The sequence below is a fragment of the Butyricimonas faecihominis genome, from assembly GCF_033096445.1.
In the GTDB taxonomy this organism is placed as follows: domain Bacteria; phylum Bacteroidota; class Bacteroidia; order Bacteroidales; family Marinifilaceae; genus Butyricimonas; species Butyricimonas faecihominis.
In genome coordinates this window covers 2377721-2399564 of sequence record NZ_AP028155.1, presented here as the reverse complement: position 1 = coordinate 2399564, position 21844 = coordinate 2377721, and the positions used below count along the sequence as shown (strand labels likewise).

At 44.5% G+C, this 21844-nt stretch carries 17 protein-coding genes; 12 read left to right on the top strand and 5 right to left on the bottom strand.

Features of this window, described 5'->3' with window-relative positions; genetic code table 11:
- Positions 1–61: 61 nt before the first annotated feature.
- The 6 genes from R8806_RS09990 to R8806_RS09965 all read left to right on the top strand — a co-directional run bounded on the left by R8806_RS09990 (position 62) and on the right by R8806_RS09965 (position 10824).
- Positions 62–1219 (top strand): FecR family protein, encoded by a 1158-nt coding sequence (locus tag R8806_RS09990; protein ID WP_124315796.1) that lies wholly within the window; start codon positions 62–64, stop codon positions 1217–1219.
- A 79-nt stretch (positions 1220–1298) separates the two neighbouring features.
- Positions 1299–4664: a SusC/RagA family TonB-linked outer membrane protein gene (locus R8806_RS09985; protein WP_164719550.1), complete on the top strand. Its 3366-nt coding sequence runs from the start codon at positions 1299–1301 to the stop codon at positions 4662–4664.
- Between the two features lie 20 nt (positions 4665–4684).
- Complete coding sequence (locus R8806_RS09980) at positions 4685–6193, top strand: RagB/SusD family nutrient uptake outer membrane protein (protein ID WP_124315797.1); 1509 nt, start codon at positions 4685–4687, stop codon at positions 6191–6193.
- A gap of 9 nt (positions 6194–6202) precedes the next feature.
- The gene (locus tag R8806_RS09975) at positions 6203–7063 is read left to right on the top strand and encodes a DUF4843 domain-containing protein (RefSeq protein ID WP_164719551.1); all 861 of its coding nucleotides are present in this window, start codon (positions 6203–6205) and stop codon (positions 7061–7063) included.
- A 27-nt stretch (positions 7064–7090) separates the two neighbouring features.
- The gene (locus R8806_RS09970; RefSeq protein WP_124315799.1) at positions 7091–8644 is read left to right on the top strand and encodes a PKD-like family lipoprotein; all 1554 of its coding nucleotides are present in this window, start codon (positions 7091–7093) and stop codon (positions 8642–8644) included.
- Positions 8645–8646: 2 nt separating this feature from the next.
- Positions 8647–10824, top strand: coding sequence for a TlpA family protein disulfide reductase (locus R8806_RS09965; RefSeq protein WP_124315800.1), 2178 nt, complete (start codon positions 8647–8649; stop codon positions 10822–10824).
- A 36-nt stretch (positions 10825–10860) separates the two neighbouring features.
- Here R8806_RS09965 and R8806_RS09960 read toward each other — a convergent pair whose 3' ends face one another.
- The 5 genes from R8806_RS09960 to R8806_RS09940 all read right to left on the bottom strand — a co-directional run bounded on the left by R8806_RS09960 (position 10861) and on the right by R8806_RS09940 (position 15231).
- Positions 10861–11412: a 2-oxoacid:acceptor oxidoreductase family protein gene (locus tag R8806_RS09960; protein WP_124315801.1), complete on the bottom strand. Its 552-nt coding sequence runs from the start codon at positions 11410–11412 to the stop codon at positions 10861–10863.
- Positions 11413–11563: 151 nt separating this feature from the next.
- Complete coding sequence (locus R8806_RS09955) at positions 11564–12331, bottom strand: thiamine pyrophosphate-dependent enzyme (protein ID WP_087420937.1); 768 nt, start codon at positions 12329–12331, stop codon at positions 11564–11566.
- A gap of 3 nt (positions 12332–12334) precedes the next feature.
- A complete protein-coding gene (locus tag R8806_RS09950; RefSeq protein ID WP_124315802.1) occupies positions 12335–13420 on the bottom strand; it encodes a 3-methyl-2-oxobutanoate dehydrogenase subunit VorB in 1086 nt (361 codons plus the stop codon).
- Between the two features lie 18 nt (positions 13421–13438).
- Positions 13439–13666 carry a 4Fe-4S binding protein gene (locus R8806_RS09945; protein ID WP_124315803.1) on the bottom strand — a complete coding sequence of 76 codons (228 nt, stop codon included), beginning with the start codon at positions 13664–13666 and terminating at the stop codon, positions 13439–13441.
- Positions 13667–13914: 248 nt separating this feature from the next.
- On the bottom strand, positions 13915–15231 hold the full coding sequence (locus tag R8806_RS09940) for a pyridoxal phosphate-dependent aminotransferase (RefSeq protein WP_118304444.1): 1317 nt from the start codon (positions 15229–15231) through the stop codon (positions 13915–13917).
- An 834-nt stretch (positions 15232–16065) separates the two neighbouring features.
- On the opposite strand from R8806_RS09940, the gene R8806_RS09935 reads away from it, so the two are divergent.
- The 6 genes from R8806_RS09935 (at position 16066) to R8806_RS09910 (ending at position 21829) form a co-directional block, all read left to right on the top strand.
- Positions 16066–16587 carry a UpxY family transcription antiterminator gene (locus R8806_RS09935; RefSeq protein WP_124318213.1) on the top strand — a complete coding sequence of 174 codons (522 nt, stop codon included), beginning with the start codon at positions 16066–16068 and terminating at the stop codon, positions 16585–16587.
- Positions 16588–16596: 9 nt separating this feature from the next.
- Complete coding sequence (locus R8806_RS09930) at positions 16597–17343, top strand: hypothetical protein (RefSeq protein WP_124318212.1); 747 nt, start codon at positions 16597–16599, stop codon at positions 17341–17343.
- Positions 17344–17361: 18 nt separating this feature from the next.
- A complete protein-coding gene (locus R8806_RS09925; RefSeq protein ID WP_151411507.1) occupies positions 17362–18759 on the top strand; it encodes an MraY family glycosyltransferase in 1398 nt (465 codons plus the stop codon).
- A gap of 16 nt (positions 18760–18775) precedes the next feature.
- Entirely contained in the window at positions 18776–19981 is a 1206-nt protein-coding gene (wecC, locus tag R8806_RS09920; RefSeq protein ID WP_124317874.1) for a UDP-N-acetyl-D-mannosamine dehydrogenase, read from the top strand.
- Between the two features lie 2 nt (positions 19982–19983).
- Complete coding sequence (gene wecB / locus R8806_RS09915; RefSeq protein WP_124317876.1) at positions 19984–21213, top strand: non-hydrolyzing UDP-N-acetylglucosamine 2-epimerase; 1230 nt, start codon at positions 19984–19986, stop codon at positions 21211–21213.
- Positions 21214–21277: 64 nt separating this feature from the next.
- The gene (locus R8806_RS09910; protein ID WP_229782908.1) at positions 21278–21829 is read left to right on the top strand and encodes an acyltransferase; all 552 of its coding nucleotides are present in this window, start codon (positions 21278–21280) and stop codon (positions 21827–21829) included.
- Positions 21830–21844: the final 15 nt, after the last annotated feature.

Below are 21844 nucleotides of genomic sequence, written 5' to 3'. Positions count from 1 at the left end.
TTTTTACAAAGGGTGTCACCCTGTGGGGAGGTGTTCACGTTTTAGGGGAAATTTTTGAAAAATGGAGAAAATTGATCCTAGGATAGAGCTTGTTATTTATCGTTTTTTACGTGGGGAAATCTCCGCGTCTGAACGGGAGATGCTCGAATCCTGGTTACGTGAAGGAAAGCATAGGGAATTGTTCGAGAAAATCTGTGATAAGGAGAATATGCTGGAAAAGTCGTTCTATTTTGATCGACTGGATAAAGGGAGGGAGAAAACATGGCTCCGTTTGGAACGGGCTACCGGGTTGCGTCGTCGTCTTGTGGTGCGTCGCTGGGCGGTGGCAGCTTCGTTGATGGTTCCTCTTTTGATTGGAATAATGTACTTGAATATGCGGCAGGTAGAACCGGGAGTGCCAGAGCTACGGCAGGAGCGAATTGTTCCGGGAGTATCAACGGCACAGCTTTATTTACCTGATGGCAAAGTGGTCGATTTGGGTAAAGACAGTATTTGTGACTTACAGTTGTTTGAAGGTGGCCGGTTTGTGAATGAACGAGGGACGTTGACCTACAAAAGTGATAGTGCAGAAATAAGTGCGGCCCAATACAGCGAGATCCGGATACCGAGAGGGGGAGAGTATAAAGTCGTGCTGCCCGACGGAACGGTGGTATGGTTAAACGCGGAATCGTCTCTTCGTTTCCCGACCGTGTTTACAGGGAAGGAACGGAAAGTGTATGCGAAGGGGGAGCTTTATTTTGACGTGAAACATGATGAGGCGAAACCTTTTATCGTGGAGGTGGAGAAAGACTACGTGGTTCGGGTACTCGGAACCGAGTTTAATCTCCGGGCGTATGGCAAGTCTTCCCGAGCGACAACGCTGGTGAAAGGACGTGTACAGGTGAAAGGGGCGGATAACACGGTGCTGTTGAAACCGGGTCAACAAGCCTTTGAGGCTCCGGGTACAAATGATCTTGAAGTGCTTGACGTGGATGTGGCTCCTTACGTGGCATGGCATGAGGGAAAATTCCATTTTGTTCATGTTTCCTTGAAAAATATCATGGAGGAACTATCTCGCTGGTATGATGTGCAGGTTATTTTCGAGAATCCGGCAGTGATGGACGAGTGTTTCACGATCGAGATGCAACGATTTGATGATTTTAATAAAGTATTGAGATTAATTGAACGAACAGGTATGGTGACTATCTCCGTGGATGGCCATACGGTGACTGTAAAATAGAAAAACGGGAGATCTGGACCATCCCCCGTTTTAAGTAAGGTGCCTGAGGCACAATGTAAAATTTTAATGTTACAAAGTTATGAAAAAAATCAGAACGAGTGGGTTTTTTAGGCGAGCCCATGGGAATTTTTTGTTGATGATGAGGCTGACAATGTTGTGCCTGTTGATGACGTTTGTCTCGTTTACGGCCACGGCGCTGGGTCAACGAACGACGATCAAACTGGACAACGTGGAATTACAAGTTGCTTTTAACGAAATTAAACAGAAAATGGGGTACACCTTCGTGTACAATGATCAAGTGGTGAAGAACGTGGGGAAGATTTCCGTGAATGTTACGTCTTCTGATATAAGGCAGATTCTGGCGAAATGCTTGGAAGGGACATCTCTTGATTTTTATATCGAGGATAATATAGTTGTGATCAAGGCGAAGACGGAACAATCGGTTCGCGAGACGGAGAAAAAGCCCGTGACCGTGAAAGGAAAAGTGGTGGACGAGAAAAGACAAGCCCTGCCGGGGGTTACTGTTTTGATAAAGGGTACGACCTTGGGGGTAACAACCGGGGTTGAGGGTGATTTTTCGATCGTGGTCACCGACACGACGAATGCCGAACTGGTGTTCTCGTTTATCGGGATGGTATCTCAAACAATTCCTTATAAGAGCATCCCGAAAGGAGAGTGGACCATTGTTTTGAAAGATGACGTGCAGGAGATGGATGAGGTGGTGGTTACGGGTATCTATTCTCGTAAAAAAGAGAGTTTTACAGGATCATCGACAACCTATACGGCTAAGGAATTGAAAACCATCGGTAACACGAACGTGTTGCAGAGTCTGAAGACGATGGACCCTTCTTTTGCCATCATGGAGAACAATCAGTTCGGATCGGACCCGAACCGCTTGCCGGATATTAATGTGCGAGGTAAGACCAGCGTGATCGGCTTGACACAGGAGTACGAGATAGACCCGAATCAACCCTTGTTCATTTTGGACGGGTTCGAAACAACGTTACAGACGATTAGTGATCTGAGCATGGATCGGGTGCAGAACATCACGGTCTTGAAAGATGCGGCGGCCACGGCTATTTATGGTTCGAAGGCGGCTAACGGGGTGGTTGTGGTCGAGACGAAGGCTCCGGCTCCGGGAACGTTGAGGTTGTCATATAGCGGGAATATGAATCTTTCTTTTGCCGATTTGTCGGATTATAACTTGATGAATTCGTCCGAAAAGTTGGAGTTTGAGCGATTGGCCGGTTATTATGGCGATTTGGATGAGAATGGAGAAGTTGAATCGGAGAGTAAACAACGGTTGTACTACCAGCGTTTGGCGGAGGTTACCAGAGGGGTAGACACTTACTGGATGAGCGAGCCTTTGCGTTTTGCTGTTTCCCACAGTCATAATCTTTTTGCCGAAGGTGGAGACGACCGGATGCGTTACGGTTTGGGATTCAGTTATAATAAGACGCAAGGTGTGATGAAAGGTTCCGACCGGGATGTGATAAATGGTAACGTGCAGTTGCTATATCGGTATAAAACGTTGTCTTTCAAGAATTACTTGAACTTGGATTACACGATGTCTTCCCGGGAGAAGGTGGCTTTCTCGAAATTCTCCCAATCCAATCCTTACCACCGGAAAAAGAACGAGTTCGGTGTGGTGGAACAGGTGCTGGAACAGTATTGGGATTCGGATTCTGATTCTCCGACTTACTTGAAGGATTTAAATACATATAACCCGTTGTTTGATATGAATCAAGGAAGTTTTGACGAGACCACTTCTTTTGGTTTCAGGAATAATTTCGAGATTGACTGGCAGGTGATGGACGGTTTGCGGGCAAAGGGACGTTTCAGTATTTCAAAGTCATCGGCTCAAGGCGAAATTTTTAAATCACCCAAGTCATCGGATTTTGCGGAAGCTGCATCAACCGAACGAGGCTCTTATCGGGAAACGAGGGAAGAGAATTTAAGTTATGACGGGGATTTTAACGTGACGTATGCCAAGTTGTTTAATGAAGTACACATGGTGAATGCCGTGGGTGGAATTCGTTTGGCCTCTAGTAAATTGCAAACCAGTGGTTACGAGACGATCGGTTTTATCGATGACCGTTATTCGAATCCGTCGTTTTCAACGGGTTATCCTAGTGGGGCAAAACCTTCTTACTCCACGAGCGAGAAACGTTCCGTTAGTTATTACCTGAATGCGGGTTATGCTTATGACGATCGGTACCTGTTGGATGTAAATCTTCGTTCGGACGGTTCTTCCGTGTTCGGTTTGTCCCAGCAATTCACAACGACATGGGCGGTCGGAATCGGATGGAATGTTCACAAGGAAAGGTTTTTTCAGAATCAGAACTGGTTGAATTATTTGAAACTGCGCTTCTCTGTCGGTAATCCCGGTAACCAGAATTTTGATGCCTATATTTCCATGAATGTGTACAAGTATGCGACCGATTTCCCGAATCCTTTTGGGGTTAGTGCGATTGTTTCGACTTGGGGAAATAACAACTTGGACTGGCAGAAAACGATTGATCAGAACTATGGTATCGACTTGGCTTTTCTGAATAATCATTTGAAGATCACCGTCGATTATTTCTTTAAGAACACCGACCCGTTACTGGTTTACGTCCAGACCCCGACTTCCACGGGAACCTCTACCGTACCCATGAATCTGGGTAAACAGGTTTCTCAAGGGGTGACGGCCACGTTGAATTATATGATCCTGCAAAGAGAGGGCATAAGTTGGAACTTTAATTTCAACGCTCGTCATATCACGTATGAATACCGGAATATCGGGAATGCACTGGATAAGTTTAATTCGGATAACAGAAGTTCTAATTTAGTAAGATATTATGACGGGGGAAGTCCTTCCGATTTGTGGGCAGTACGTTCCGCGGGAATTGATCCGGCCTCAGGACGGGAGATCTTCATCAAGAAGGATGGCACGCAAACGTTCGTGCATGACTATGCCGATGAGGTAGTTGTCGGGAACTCGGACCCGAAGGTCGAGGGAGTTATCGGTACTTCTTTCTATTACAAGGGATTTACGGCATCTGTCAATTTGCGCTATCGCTTGGGAGGCCAGATATTCTTGTCCACGTTGTATAATAAGGTGGAGAATATTTCGCAGAATGCCTTGCAATACAATCAGGACAAACGGGCGCTATACGATCGTTGGCAGAAACCGGGAGACGTGAGCAAGTATAAGGCTATTTCGTTGACGGAAAAGACCCCGATGTCTTCTCGTTTCGTTGCCGACGAAAATACGCTGAGCGGGGAATCCATCTCTTTGGGATATGAAACTCAGGCTAGATGGTTACATCATATCGGGGCCTCATCGATGACGATCCGGGGCTATATGAATGATATTTTCCGTATATCCACGGTGAAGAATGAACGTGGATTGGATTACCCGTTTGCTCGCACGGTGGCATTTTCTCTGGGATTAACGTTTTAATGACTTAAAGGCATTAGTTTATGAATATGATTAGAAATATAAAATTAGGACTGATTGCAAGCGTGATGCTGTTATTCGTGTCCTGTAATTCATGGTTGGAAGTTGACCCTGACGATAGAATAATGGATAATTCTTTGTTCAAAGACAGGGAAGGTTTTCTTGCAGCTTTGAATGGCGTGTATTCGGAAATGAATACCCCGAGTTTGTACGGGGCCAATTTGTCAATGGGAATGATTGACGTGATGGCACAATATTATAACTGTAAATTCCAAGAGCATAACTACTCGGTTTATGCCAACTATTCGTACGCGCAGAAGGATTTCAAGAGTACCTTGGATAAGGTTTGGTCCGGGTTGTACTCGATGATCGCGAATTGCAACGCGATTCTTGAACATTGCGGGGAAGGGAACGCTGTTTTGCCGGATCAATATTATCGTCTGATCAAGGGGGAAGCTCTTGGACTGCGGGCCATGATGCACCTTGATTTGTTACGTATGTTCGGACCTATTTACACGGAGGAGAATAAAGGAGTGAAATGTATTCCTTACATGACCCGGGCGGACCGGGTGGTGCAGCCTTTGTTATCGGCTGATAGCGTGATGTATTACATTATCAAGGATCTGGAATCGGCATCTTCTTTACTTTCAACGGTGGATCCGGTGATCACGGACGGACCGAGAAATTATGATCCGGGGATGAATTCCAGTGATTTGTATTATAGACAATACCGGATGAACTACTTTGCCGTGAACGCTCTGATGGCGAGGGCTTATTTATGGATGGGAAACACGCAGAGGGCTGGAGAATGCGCCCGGACCGTGATCGAGAAGGTGAGTAACGAGGATAAACCTTTATTCCCGTTGGTTGATGCCGACTACATGGCGAAGAATTTGCCGGACGGGGTGTTCTCCCCGGAGGTGCTGTTCTCGCTCTATAATACTTCTCGCGAGAGTAAGGTATATAAGGAGTTCTTTGATCCCACTTTGTCCGTGGTTAAAATATTGACCATGACCGGGAATCTCACGTCGGGGCGGGTAAATACGACATACGACGATAAGGATGATTATCGCTACCGGATGTGGGCATCTACTATATCCAATAGTAAGGAGGTAACTTATTTGAATAAATATATCGACGAAACGGAGGCAGATTCGGCGTATCATTATCGCTATATGATCCCGTTAGTGCGTGTCAGCGAGTTATACCTGATCGCGGCGGAGTGTGAGACGGATGTTCCGACGGCTCTTGAGAAGTATTTTAATCCGTTACGTTTTTCCCGAAATTGCGTGAATCAGAGCGCATCCACTGCAGAAGAGATGAAGAGTTTGATTCGGGCTGAATACGTGAGAGAATTTGTAGGAGAAGGTCAGCTATTCTTCTATTACAAACGGAACGGGTTGCAGACGATCCCTGACGGGGCAACAGCGAGTGGCACGATGAACGTGCAATTAACAGATTACGTGTTCCCGTTGCCGGACAGCGAAACGAGCCAACGGGCAGAGTCACAGGATAATGTTTCACAAGAATAAGTTATGGCTATGAAAAAGATATTATATATGATCGCTCTCGTCTGGATGGCTTTTTGCGTGGCGAGTTGTGAAAAAGAGGTTAAAGACTATGACGGGCAGGAAGGCGTTTATTTTTACGTGCAATACGGTGCGGCACACGGTGATACTACGATTTGGGCCAGCCATTCTTCTACCCCGGTGGCATTTGCGAATGTTTCGGGTGATTATTACGATGTTAAATTGCGGGTGATGACCACCGGGAGGATAAAGGATTACGATAGGACTTTCCGGGTAGTTGTGGACAAAGATTCAACTACCGCCGTGGAAGGTGTAAATTACGAGCCTTTTGACGAGTTCCAAGTGGTGAAGGCAGGAGTTCATTATGCCGATGTGATGGTTCGTTTGAAACGGGATGTGAGTATCCAAACGGAAGAACGTGTGTTGGGGTTGAAGTTGGAACCTACTGATGATTTTGGAATTGGAATTAACCAATGGGGGAAACTTGATGGTTTGTGGTCCAGCGACGGGGGCAATGATTTTGATGCGTCCATGCATAAGGTTACCATGAATGATTTTCTTGTACGTCCGGCTCGTTGGATTCCGGCAAAAGATTACGCTGTAGGAGAGGCAGAAGGAGGTTTATGGGGAGCTTTCACGAGAAAGAAGTATGAGTTGATGTGTGAGAAATTTAATTTGACTTATGAAGATTTCGAATCGGAGGCTACGATGCCTAATGCGAAGCGGACGATGATAAAGGATTATTTCGTGAATTATTTGCAGGATCTTTACGACAAGGGAACTCCCGTGCTGGAGGATGACGGACGTGCCATGTGGTTCATGGGGGTATCGTGGAAAACGGTCGTGGGACAACCTTGGATTCCGGAACAATAATGGTTGAACAATGTAAATCTGATAATTATGAAACGAAATATAGTATTCTTTTTAACAAGCGTGTTCATCTGTTTGTCGGTGGCCTGTTATGATGACAAGGGGTCTTACGACTACAAGGACGTGAACGAGGTTGAGGTGGATGGCCTAGGGACATCGTATAACCTGATATTCAAAAAGGACACGTTGAAAATTACACCGGAACTAAAGTTCACGCAGGATAGTTTGAATTTGGATCGTTATGGTTACGAGTGGATCGTGGTATCGGGAATTTCGGGTTCCGAAGAGACCCGTGAGGTGATCGGTACGGAACGCAACTTGAAATACTTCGTGGAGTTGGAGCCAGGAACTTATACCCTGTATTTGAAAGTGAGGGATAAGCAGACCGGATTGTTATGGATGAACTACACCTCGCTCACAGTTCGGACAGAAGTCGGATTGGGGTGGTTATTGATTGGTGAAGATGCCGAAGGATATGTAAATGTCGATATGATTGCCATGCCGAATGATACGATCGTGATAAATAATTTGCTGTCAAATAACGGATTGCCTAGGCTGAAAGGTCCGAAAAGTATCATGTACACGGGAAGTCCATATGCGAGTTACTTGGCTCCTTACGAGAAGTTGTGGATTGCCACGGAAGACCGTTCTTATTACGTGAATACATCAACCTTTGAGGGAGAGCTGACGAATGTTTTCGAAATGATGGTTTACTCGTATCTTGATATTCCGGAGCAATTGAATCCGGTACATTTGCTCTCCCAAAGAACGGGAGGTTCGATGAACACAAGTAGATCGGTGGCTTGTGCTGAAGGTTTCGTGTTTAATATATCATCCCTTTTGAGTGGTGGTGACTATGCTAATCCTTTGAACCGTACGGCTGATGCTCCAGAAAAGTTGTTTAAGGCTTATCCGTACATCTTTGCCTCTTTAGGGTATGTTTCCGGGGGAGTACTTTATGATACGGACAATGGCCGTTTCTTGAGATTCACGTCTTCCGGTTCGACCTCAACGGCATTGCTTGATAATAGTGGTGAGGCGTTCCCGTGGATTCAGCCGGAAGGACGGACTTTGGTTTACGGGGAGAACACGATGGACACGGAAGGTGGTAGCCGGGGAAATTCGTTCACGTTGATGAAGGATGCGGGAACGGGCAAGTACTTCATCTATAAGTTCTATGCTTACGGTAGTTCTGCACAAAAACGTGCGGGTTACGAGGTAAAGAGTTCGCTTGCCACGGATATTGATAAAGCTGAATTTTATGCTTTTGCATCCAATCGTTCGCTCCTTTTATATGTAGTGGGAAAGACCCTGTATGCTTATGATTATAAAGTAGGCTACGAGAAGTTGTATTCCATGGATTTACCGGATGAAGTTTCGATGATGAAGTTTGATGTGAAATCGGGATATGGAGATTATAATGATCTTTATATTGCAACTTATAACAGTACGACGGGAGGAACGTTACAAAAATATGTGCTGGGAACCGATCAAAATAAGTTTGAGTTGAAACCGGATGAAAGATGTTACTGGACAGGGTTAGTGAAAGTGAAGGACATGGAGTGGAAAAATAGTGCACAATAAATATGAAGATAAATTTAATATTATTCTGGATGATAGCGGTAATTTTACCGCTGTCATCTTTTGCTCAAGGAGTTGATTTTAAGTCGTTGACGATGAAGGAGGCGCAGGCTGTTGCGGAGAAAGAGAAGAAGATGATATTCATTGACTTCTACACGACGTGGTGCGGACCGTGTAAGATGATGTCTTCGGAGGTATTTACCCAAGATCAGGTCGGCGAGTATTTTAACCGGACGTTTGTGAATCTGAAAGTGGATGCAGAGAAGGGAGAAGGGGTGGAGTTAGCTAAGAAGTATCAAGTGAAGGCTTACCCGACATTCGTGGTGTTACGGGCGGATGGGACAGAGGTTTATCGGACGGCAGGAGCCCGTCCGGCGGATGAGTTTGTCGACAAGATTAGGAAAGGAATTGATCCCAAGTGGTCGCCCGAAGGTTTGACTCGTCGTTACGAGAAGGGGGAACGCACCCCGGAATTGGTGAACGAGTATGCCCTGTTGCAAATGGAATCGGGAAACGGGGAGATCGGGGGAAAGGTCGTGCAAGAGTATTTTGATAAACTATCGGATAAGAAGAGAGTGAAACCGGAAAACTTCTTTCTTTATGATCGCTACACGTTGAATTATAAAGACCCGAAAGCGGATTATATGTTTGCCAACAAAGATCGTTTTATCAAGGTAAACGGAAAAGAGGTTGTCGAGCCTTTGTTGTATAATTGGCTACGGCAAGAGATGATCCCTTTCGTGATGGCGAAGGGAGTCCCGGATACGGGAGAAAACTTAAAGGCTTTGCAGGATTTGGAAACAAAGATTCAGAAGGCCGCTTTGGCGAATCCCGGTTGTATGTCTGAACTGGATGAGATCGCGAGGGTTCGTTGGGGAGGCGATTTGAAGGCTTATTTGGATATTTGCCGGGAAAAATTTGCCTCGCTGGAATCCAAGGATCGTTTTTCCATATTGCTTAGTTTGGGGGCCTTGCAAGAAGAGAATGACACTATAAAGACTTTGGCGGCCGGGTTACTCCGGGATCATTTGGATGAGTTTGAAAATACGAATCGGCGAGTGCTTTACATGACGCTGTTGAATCTTGAGGGAAAGAAGGAATACCGCCTGCGGGCCTCTATAGATGGGGTGAAAAAAGGGAAAGTGACGGTTTCTTACTTCTTGCGTGGAAAGTTTGAACGGGAAGATTACGAGTTCGATAATCACATGATAGATATTAGCCTTGCGGGACGGGACACGGTGGCCGCGAGTGTACGTTTGTTGTGTGAAGAACTAGCTTGTCCCACGGCAAGAGGGAATGATTATTATCCTCATTTTAACTTTATCGTTGTTCCGGGAGAGGCTGCCGTGGTGAAGGTTAACGCGGAGAAAGGGAAGGTTGCCGAGTTGGAATGGCAAAGAGGCGGATCGATTTCTCATGATTTTGTTCGTCTGAATTATGATCTGTTGGAGGCAGACGAGCGGGATTATAACCAACTGGTGATGGATAATATTATTCGTGGTGGTGATATTCGGGATTACCCGGACGAGTTCCAAGCGTCATGGGATGCGGGGAAACGTCGGGTCATGGCATTTATCCGGGAGAATCCGAATAGTTTTATCTCGGTGATGGAGTTGTGGGAACATTACATCTGGTTTGACGAGAACGAGGCCGAAGATATTTATAACCGTTTCCCCGCAAACTTGAAAGTAAGTCCCTACGGGCGGGTGATTGCGCAGCGTCTGGAGCGGAGTAAGGATTCGAGAACGGGGCAATCGGCAAAGAATTTCGTGAAGAAAGATATGAATGGGAAAACGGTGTCTCTTGAAAAGTTACGGGGAAAGTACGTGTTGCTGGATTTCTGGGGAAGCTGGTGCGGACCTTGCCGGGCATCGCATCCTCATTTGAAAGAGTTGTATGAAAAGTACAAGAAACAGGTCGTTTTTATTAACGTGGCGCAAGAGAACGTGAAAGATTTAAACGAGGCCCGGAAGCTTTGGAAGACGGCAGTTAAAGAGGATGGAATGACGTGGACTCAAATATTGAATAACGAGGGACGGGACGAGTATGACGTGGTACGTTTATTTAATATTTCCTCGTTTCCAACGAAGGTATTGATTGATCCCAATGGTGTCGTGGTATCACGAATGGTCGGGGGAATGGTTGATGCGGGGGAGATTCTAAAGAAAGTGCTGGGTAAATAAACAAATAACCCCGCCGGAAGGCGGGGTTATTTACTTTTATAGTTGGTTAACAACTTCAACGCTTTTCATTCCGGTCTGGATGGCCTCGATGTTCATCGGGATCATCTTGTGATGACGAGGGGGTAAAGATTTTTGCAAACCTTTTTCCACGTTGTCAAGTTTCACGATCGGTTTTACCTTCAAGAATCCACCAAGAACGATCATGTTGAACACTTTCGGGTTTCCTTGCTCTGCGGCAATGGCGGTTCCCTCGATCTTGTAGATATTGATGTCTTTTCTCGTCGGTTCGTGAGTGATACCGTTCGGGTCATAGATTAAGGTACCACCCGGTTTTACCATGCTTTCGAACTTGTCCATAGATTGTTGGTTCAAGACGATAGCGGTATCGTATTTCGTTAAGATCGGGGAGCTGATACGCTCGTCGCTCAGGATAACGGTCACGTTGGCAGTACCACCACGCATTTCAGGACCGTAAGAAGGCATCCAAGCAACTTCCTGATCTTGCATAATTCCGGAGTAAGCAAGAATCTTTCCCATAGAAAGAACTCCTTGTCCACCGAATCCTGCTATAATGATTTCTTCTGTCATAATTTTCTAATTGAAAATTGAAAATTGAAAATTGAAAATGTTGATAACCAATCTTCAATGTTCATGTTATTGTTTAAATTTTTCTAAATTTGGCAATAAGAATTGAAAGCTGAAAAGATAATATTCATTTTCAATTTTCAATTCTGCATTTTCAAATGTCTTTGATGTCTCCTAACGGGTATTTCGGGAACATGTTGTCTACCATCCATTTGTTGGCTTCTACCGGGGTTACTTTCCAACCGGAGTTACATGTACTAACGATTTCCACGAAAGAAGTTCCTTTGTCTTTCCGGGTGTTCTCGAATGCCTTGCGGATAGCGGCTTTTGCTTTACGTACGTTAGCCGGGGTGTGAACTGACTGACGGGTTACGTAGCAAGTTCCATCCAATTGTGCAAGTAATTCGGTTAATTTCATCGGGAATCCGTTCAATTTAGCGTCACGTCCGTAAGGAGTGGTAGCGGTTACCTGTCCCAAAAGGGTGGTAGGTGCCATCTGTCCTCCGGTCATACCGTAGATTGCGTTGTTGATAAAGATTACCACGATGTTTTCACCACGGTTACAAGCGTGCATGATTTCCCCGCATCCGATAGATGCCAAGTCTCCATCACCTTGATAGGTGAACACGTAACGATCGGGATGAATACGGCTGATACCGGTTGCAACGGCCGGTGCACGTCCGTGTGCTGCCTCTGCCCAATCAATATCCAAATAGTTGTAAGCGAGTACGGAACATCCTACCGGAGAAACACCGATGGTTTTGTCTTGGATACCCATTTCTTCAATCACTTCCGCGATAATTTTGTGAACCACGCCATGGGAACATCCCGGACAGTAGTGCATCACGTTATCGGTAAGCACGGGAGTTTTCTTGTAAACAATATTCTCCTCTTTTATTATATCTTTTAATTCTACTGACATAGCTTATGCTCCTATAATTTGTTTTTCAAGTGCTTCAACGATCTCTTCCGGTGTCGGGATTACTCCTCCGAAACGTCCGAAGTGTTCTACCGGGATGTTATTGGCCACGTTCAAACGAACGTCTTCTACCATTTGACCGGCACTCATTTCTACTGTCAAGATACCCTTAACTTGTTTAGACAAGCGTGCAATTTCTTTCTTCGGGAAAGGATAAAGGGTAATCGGGCGAAGGATACCTACTTTGATTCCTTTTTCACGGCATAGTTGTACTGCTTTTTGGCAAATACGAGATGCTGATCCATAAGCCACAAATATGTATTCCGCGTCTTCACATTGAATTTCTTCGAAAAGAACATCGTTTTCTTCCATCGCTTTGTATTTCTCTTGAAGTTTGTGGTTGAAAACCTCTTGTTTGTAAGAGTCTAGTTCCAATGAAGTTACCGTATTGTGAGAACGGTGTGCTTTCTTACCGGTTAAAGCCCAGCTATCAGACATTTTGTCGATTTCTTCTTGTGTCCAGCGGGGTTTATATTCGCTCAATTGAACTTTTTCCATCATCTGTCCGATAACACCATCGGCAAGGATCATGGCCGGGTTACGATATTTGAATGCCAAGTCAAAACCAAGTCCTACGAAATCGTTCATTTCTTGAACGGAAGCGGGAGCAAGTACGATCAAGTGGTAGTCTCCATGGCCACCACCTTTGGTTGCTTGGAAATAGTCACTTTGTGCCGGTTGGATGGTTCCCAATCCTGGACCTCCACGTACTACATCGATCACCAAGCAGGGAAGTTCTGCTCCTGCCAAGTAGGTTAAACCTTCTTGCATCAACGAGATACCGGGGCTAGATGATGATGTCATTGCCTTTTTACCGCAAGCAGCGGCACCGTATACCATGTTGATAGAGGCCAATTCACTTTCGGCCTGCAATACGACCATTCCTGTTTCCTCCCACGGTTTGCGTAACATGAGAGTCTCCATGACTTCGGATTGCGGGGTAATAGGGTAACCATAATAAGCATCACATCCACAACGGATAGCAGCTTCGGCTAATACCTCGTTCCCTTTCATTAATTTTACTTCTGCCATTTTCGGTAGTTTTTATTCTTATTGTACATTCATTTTGTAAACGGTGATCACCGAGTCTGGGCATACCAACGCACAGCTGGCACATCCAATACATGCTTCCGGGTTTACCATCTCGGAGTAGTGGTATCCTTTACCATTCACTTCTTTCGCCAAGTCAAGAGTTTTGGTAGGACACGCAACCACGCAAAGGTTACATCCTTTGCATTTTTCTTTGTCAACGACGATAGCGCCTCTAAATTTTGCCATAATTGAATTGATTATGATTTATAAATAAATTCTCTTTTTGCCTTATATTTTGTAACACATTTACGGGATAAAATTACAAACTTAAATTGAATCATGAAATAGTTTCCCTGTATTTTAACATTGTTTTACTTTCATGTTAAGACCATTCCACTGGAGCTTTTCCCGATTCAATTTCAGTAAATTGAAAACTTGAAGTTGAAAATTGAAAATGAGATTTTTGCAAGACATTTTCAATTTTCCATTTTCAATTATTTCGTGTGATCTGCCGCGAATCGTTTCAAGCGTTCTTCCAGTTCCGGCATCCGGTGGAGTCCGGTTTGAGAAACGCAAGCGCGGAGACCTTGTTTCTTGGAACCCGTGTCACGCAACGGGATCGCTGATATGCCGTAATACAGAATTTCTTTCGTGAGGTCACCACCCGTGAATCCCGGGTAGATGATCGTGAAATAGAACCCGTCAGCGATAGGTTCTTCCAGATCCCGGTCATACACGATCTCGAAACCGTATTTGGTGAACAGCTCTTTCATGGCGTGGGCTCTCTCCGCGTATTCCCGTACGCCGTCGAGGATATTGATACGTCCCTCGTTGGCGGCTTTCAAGATGGCAGCCATGGCGTACTGGCAGGAGTGTGTGGTTCCGGATGATAGCGTGTAGATGATCCGGTTCACGATAGTGTAACCCAAGGTACCCATTCCCCCGAAACGATCGTGCAGGTTGTCGTATTTCCGGTTGTATAAAGCGTCTGAAATACACATGATTCCCAAACGTTGTCCGGCGTAACTAAATAGTTTGGAACCGGAGATCATGACGATGTAGTTATCCGTGTATTTGCCAACTGAGGGTTGGAACGGGGCTTTACCCGGTACGGAAAGATCCCGACGGAAATCCATGGCGAAGTAGGCCAAGTCTTCCAGCACGATCACGTCATATTTGGTGGCCAGTTCCCCAACGATTTTCAGCTCCTCGTCCGTGAAACATATCCAAGCCGGGTTATTCGGGTTGCTGTACAGGATGGCAGCGATGTTTCCCTTGGAAAGATGCTCTTCCAGTTTCTCCCGTAATTTTTCGCCCCTGTAATTATAAACGTCAAATGACTCGAACGGTTTTCCGATGACTTGCATTTGTGTTTTTTGAACGGGGAATCCCGGGTCGATGAAAAGAACGGTGTCTTTTCCTTTCTTGCATTCCGTTACTGCCATGAAGGCGGCGAAACAGGCCTGCATGGAACCTACGGTCGGGATGATGCCTTCCGGCTTGATGTCGATGTCCACGAAGTTCTTCACGAACTTGGAACCTTCTTCCTTGAATTCCTTGTGGCCTTCGAGCATCGGGTAGAATTGAGCGCATCCGGCACGTAACGCCTCGATCTCGGCGTCGATACCTATTTTAGAAGGGGCAAGTCCGGGAACGCCCATTTCCATACGGATGAATTTTTCCCCGCTTTCGGCTTCCACCATATTCACCACTTTCACGATGTCGCGTATCGTGGCATCTTCCATGTCACTGATCCCGCAGGCTGCCAGTTTCTGGTCAACGATCTTTTTGTCAATTAGATTATTTTGCATGACTACTTTATATGATTTATTCTATTTTTTCTCAGCATGTACGCGAGTTTAATAAAAAATTGTCATTATATATTCCGAAATCGTTTTAAATTTGAAGTGGTGTGTCTAATTTAGTTTGATTCTGAAATTGATTATTCCCTCTTTCCTTGTGTTTTGCAAGTATCCGGATATAATCCCATTTTGAGTATCTGAAAAGAAATAGTTGTAATCGGGTAAATATGGCGTTATAATCTATTATGCCCCTTTGAAAACTCTTTGCTTGCCCTTGTTGCTATATTGGCAAAGGGCGATGAAAGGGCGATGAAAGGGTAGTAAAAGGGACCAAGGAGATTATTAGAGTGGTATTACCATGTTTTAAGGGTGGGTATAGGGTGTTAAACCGGATTTTAATCAGGGATTTTTTTTATGGACGATTATTGTTAAATGTGTGTGAAGATTGAGGGTATAATGCCATGTTATCTAAGTGGCTATGAACGTCGAAAAACGATCGTTTAATGCGCTGCAAATATACATCAATTTTAAATATCACCATCTATTTGTCAATTTTTTTTTGGATTCTTGTAATTAGATATTTACACTTTTAGGTTATCAATTTAACAGGTCTGCTTTGTTAATATCATTAAACGATCGTTTTTTTAATTCAAATGAATCGTTCGTGCAGACAGCTTCCATGCATTGTTGCTGTGTAGAGTGAAGTGCGTGGAACACATGGCCGTAAATCAGGACCCGTGACAGGGTTAGTGCGCGAAGCGCGTCCGGGCGGTTCGTGTGTCCGGGGATTACAGATACAAAGAAAATCATCGTTCGCTAGAAAATAGGGAAAGAATAAAAATAATGGTTGCGTGTAACAAGTTAAACTGGTATGCTGCTTATACCCGGGTAAATCAGGAATTATTGATCAAGAGGAAACTGGACGAGCTGGGAATCGAGAATTTTTTGCCGCAGGAGGAACAAGTTCGTGAAACACCCCTGGGTCGTAAAAAGATCCGTGTACTTTTGATTCATGGTTTGATATTTATTCGCACGGACAAGGCCACGAGTTTTTCCCTAATAAATGATCACTCGCTGAATATCGTTTATTTAAAAGATATAGAAGGACGACACTCGCTCGTGGTCCCCGACAAGCAGATGCAGGATTTCATGTTCCTGTTGGACTTCTCGACGGGTAGCGTGGAGGTTTTGAACAAGGGTATCAAACGAGGCGATCGGGTGAGGGTTATCAAGGGACCCTTGCTGGGCTTGGAAGGGGAGCTGGTACGTTTGAAAAATCACAAGCGTGTAATTATTCGTTTGGACGGGGTGGCCTCTATTGCCACGTCTTACATCCCGAGTTCATTTTTGGAGAAGATAGAGTAGTACAAAATAATGGAAAAAGTTTTATTTCACGAGTTGTATAAACGGTCGCGCGAGTTGGAAATGGGGCGTTGTCCCTCCCCGGCGTTGTCAGGATTCTTGCATGGTTACTTGTCCGTGTACTCGATGGTTCGCGTGTACCCTTGGCTGGAGGAGGATTTCGGGGAGGCGTATGCTATTCACGAGCGAGTCCGCGAGATTGCCCGGGTCATAGAACCGATGGCGGGGAACAAGAATTTGCCTGTTGATGCCCGTGCCGGGTATGCGGTAGATCTGATGGATGCCTATCAACTGTATTCTGACTTGAATTTCTTGAACACGGCGTTGGACGCGGCTTACGATATACTCACCCCGTGGGGAAGTGACAAGATCGTTCTGCCGTGTCGGACTCCGAATATCTGTCGATTGTTATGTAATTGTTATTATCTGACGGGGGAGGAGGAAAACGGGCTGTTGGCCGGAAGTTTGATCTCCGAGGCGCTGGGTTCTATTCGTGATCCGGGGCGTCAGGGATTGATGGCATGGTGGGATGCTTTTTGTTTTTATGAAAATGTTGTTGGGGCAATGGAGTTACCGGAAGTAGAACGGAAACGATTGGCAGAAGAACGGATTCGTTTGGCAGTTACCGTGAAACGGCAGGAGGAGGAAATGATTACACGTTTTACCCGGTCAACCGGGGAGAATATTGAATTGTTTGCAGGAGTGTTCCGTATTTTGGCTAGGCGGGAATTCGATACTTGTAATGAGACTATAGAGTGAAAGAATAAATTTGGTTGTATGTTTCTTTCTTCTTTTTTTATCAGTTTACTGGCCACGGCATACCTTATTCCTAAAATATTGCTTATATCTATCAGAAAACACTTGATCGATCAACCCAATGCTAGGAAGGTGCATACTTGTGTGTCTTCGCGTTTGGGGGGAGTGGCATTTTTCCCGGCGATTTTTTTCGCAATAGGAGTTACAGTTTCCGTGTTTTCTCGGTTTGACACGAATGTGATGGAAAATTTTATGACCGCGAGCTTTATTATGGTGATGTGTGCGTGTGTCCTGTTATACTTGATCGGGATAGCGGATGATGTGGTGGGCGTGAGTTGGCGAATCAAGTTCGTGTTCCAGATTATGGCTGCCGGATTGGTCACGTTGTCCGGCACATGGGTGAATAACTTGTATGGTATTTGTGGTATATGGGAAATATCTGCTTGGGTGGGAGTCCCTTTGACGATCTTCTTGATCGTGTTTGTAATCAATGCCGTGAACTTGATCGACGGGATCGACGGTTTGGCTTCCGGGTTGAGTTGTGTGGCGTTGTTGTTCTTGGGAATTTTATTCCTTTACGAGGGCAAAGAGACAAGTTCCTTGTTGGCTTTTACCACGCTGGGCGCCTTGATACCCTTCTTTTATTATAACGTGTTCGGGATTGCAAAAAAGAGATATAAAATATTCATGGGTGACACGGGAGCGTTAGTGATCGGTTTGATATTAAGTATATTGACCGTGAAGTTTGCATGTCTCGTGAGGAAAGAGGGAGTAGAGATGGCCTATCCGTTTATCGTGGTGTCTTTTTCCGTTTTGCTGGTGCCCGGCTTTGATGTCATTCGGGTGGTTCTGCATCGCTATCGTATGGGACAACCGCTTTTCTTGCCGGACAAGAATCATATCCACCATAAATTTTTGGCACTGGGATGTTCTCATCGTAAAGCCATGTTCACGATCCTTGCCTTAGCATCGTTGTTTATTATTCTGAATATGGCGTTATGCTTGTATATCAATATTAACGTGCTAATCATGTTGGATGTCGTGTTGTGGACGGCTTTGCATGTCTGGTTGACTTCTAAAATAAAGAAAAAGCGGGAAGAGTTAGCTCGTTTGGAGCAACAGCTTGTTGAAGCGGGATGTCGTAATTGTAAAGAGCGGGATGTCGTGAAAGTGAAGTTCTTTTTGGAAAAGAAAGCAGGAAAGATTATCACGATTGCTGATATAAAAGAAAAATCGGGTGCAGAGAGATTGCGTGTGGATTCTATCCTTTTCGATTTTGTACAGGAGGGACTTATCACCTTAGAAAAAGAAAATGAAGTAGAGTACGGAATTTATGCCGATAAGACAACAATTCGTTGGTTTGATTCCCGATTGCCGGTTGCGGTAGAATATTATTTGACGAGATTAATGAAAAACTAATAAATATATTTTGGAAATGAAGGCGTGCTTTATGGGGTTAGGCTATATCGGTCTGCCCACGGCGATAATTGCCGCAAAACATGGTGTACAGATAACGGGAGTCGATATAAATCCGAGAGTTGTCGAGTTGACAAACCAAGGGAAACTCCATATCATAGAACCGGGGATGGAGGAGATGCTCGGGGAAGTAATTACAAGCGGGGCGTTGCGAGCGTCAGTTGTTCCCGAGAAAAGCGATGCTTATTTTATGGTTGTACCTACGCCGTTTAAAGGGAATCATGAACCGGATATTTCTTACGTGGAGGCAGCTACCCGTGCTGTATTGCCTTTGCTGAAAGAGGGGGATTTGTACGTGATTGAATCGACTTCTCCTGTTGGTACGACCGAGAAGATGATGAGTTTGATTTACACGGAACGCCCGGAATTACGGGATAAAATCTATATTGCTTATTGTCCGGAACGGGTGTTGCCCGGGAATGTTATTTATGAGTTGGTACACAATGACCGGGTGATTGGTGGTATAAACGAGGCTTCAACAGAAAAAGCAGTCGAGTTTTACGTGCAATTCGTTCAAGGAACATTACATCGCACGAATGCTCGGACTGCCGAGATGTGTAAATTAACGGAAAATTCATCCCGGGATGTACAAATCGCTTTTGCAAACGAGCTTTCCCTGATATGTGACAAAGCCGGAATTAACGTGTGGGAATTGATAAATTTAGCTAATAAGCACCCGAGGGTGAATATTTTGCAACCGGGATGCGGCGTCGGGGGACATTGCATAGCCGTGGATCCTTATTTTATCACAGCGGAATTTCCCATGGAATCGAAGATTATTGCCGATGCCCGGGAAATTAATAATTATAAGGCGTTCTGGTGCGCTGAGAAAGTACAAAACGAAATGTTGAAATTCCAATTGAAATACCAGCGTACGCCTGTTATCGCCATGATGGGATTGGCATTTAAGCCGAATATCGATGATTTACGAGAATCCCCGGCAAAATATATCACGACGAAAGTGATGCAGGGATGTAGTAATGCGGATATTTTAGTCGTGGAGCCCAATGTTTGCGAGCATAAAGTATTCAAATTGACAAATTACCGGGAAGCCTATGATCGTGCGGACATCGTGGTGATGCTTGTCGCTCACGACGTGTTTAAAGAATTGCCTTGGACGGACGGGAAAGTGATTCTTGATTTTTGCGGGATATACAAGAAATAATGATGAAAAAAATAATGTTGGTTTTCGGGACACGTCCTGAAGCTATAAAAATGGCTCCTTTGGTGAAAGAATTTCAGAAACACCCGAAGGAATTTCAGACAATCGTGTGCGTGACGGGACAGCATCGGGAGATGTTGGATCAAGTATTACATTTATTTGAAATCGTACCTGATTATGATTTGAACATCATGAAACAGGGGCAGGATTTGTATGACGTTACAGCACGGGTATTGACCGGAATTAGGGATGTGTTGAAAGAAGTGCAACCGGATGTGGTACTTGTTCACGGAGATACGACGACTTCGACAGCCGCAGCTTTAGCGAGTTTCTACCAGCAAATTCCCGTGGGGCACGTGGAAGCGGGATTGCGAACTCATAATATTTACAGTCCTTGGCCGGAAGAGATGAATAGGCAAATCACAGGACGAATCGCAACCCATCATTTTGCCCCGACAGCTTTAAGTCGACAAAATTTAATGGTAGAGGGAATTAACCCGGAAACAATTACCGTGACAGGGAACACGGTGATAGATGCCTTGTATATGGTGGTGGATAAAATTAAGAGCAACGAGAGTTTGAATATTTCTTTGAGTGAAGAATTGCAGCGTGCCGGATATGATATGGAGCGTTTGAAAGATGGTGTAAGAAGATTAGTACTTATCACCGGACACCGGAGGGAGAATTTCGGGCAGGGATTTGTTCATATGTGTTTAGCGATAAAAACATTGGCGGAGAAGTATACTGACGTGGATTTCGTGTACCCGATGCATCTGAACCCCAACGTGCGGAAACCTATTCGGGAAGTATTCGGGGAAAAGGTCGCTTCTAATATGTTTTTTATTGAGCCATTGGAGTATTTGTCTTTCGTGTATTTGATGGAAAAGTCAACTATCGTGCTGACGGATAGTGGAGGTATTCAAGAAGAGGCTCCCGGCTTGGGAAAACCTGTCCTCGTGATGCGTGATACTACAGAACGCCCGGAGGCATTGGAAGCAGGGACGGTAAAACTCGTGGGAACAGATTTCGAGCGGATCGTGGGAGAGGTTTCGATGTTGTTGGAGGATAAGGTTTATTACGAGAAGATGAGTAAGGCGGTGAATCCTTACGGGGATGGGAAGGCATGTGAGGAAATTGTAGTATTTTTGGATAAACGACTAGGTATGAAGAAATATTTAGTGAAGCTGAGAAATAATGTGAATGAGAATTCTTCACATACAAGGTTTCTTTGTTAGATTTTCTATCTCAATAAGATGTTTGAAAATAATTATATGATTAATGTTTTTTATAGTTATAACGATGGACGAAATGCTTAATAATAGAAAAATAGGATTATGTTATTATTTTTTTCTTTTTTTGTATTACATTTTTGCAACTCACTTACCTGATTCTTATACTCCAATTATTGGGAAATGGTGTAATTGGCTAAGGATAGTATGCGTTCGACATATTTTTTTGAAGTGTGGAAAGATTTATACTTTTAATCGAAAAGTGAAGTTTGGGTTAGGGCAAGATATTCAAATAGGAGATTTTAGTGGAATAGGTGCAAATGTAGATATGCCTCATGATATTGTAATTGGTTCACATGTTATGTTAGGGCGTCAAACACATATTTTTGCTGCTAATCATACATTTGATAGAAAAGATGTTTCAATGAATATGCAGAGAGAAGTACATCGAAAAAGAATCATTATTGAAGATGATTGTTGGATTGGTTTACGGGTTATAATATTGCCGGGTAAGATTATTCGTAAAGGATCAATTATTGGGGCTGGTGCAGTTGTTACAAAGAATTTTGAAGAGTACAGCGTGATTGGGGGTAATCCTGCGAAATTAATTCGAAAAAGATAAAGTATGTAAATATAA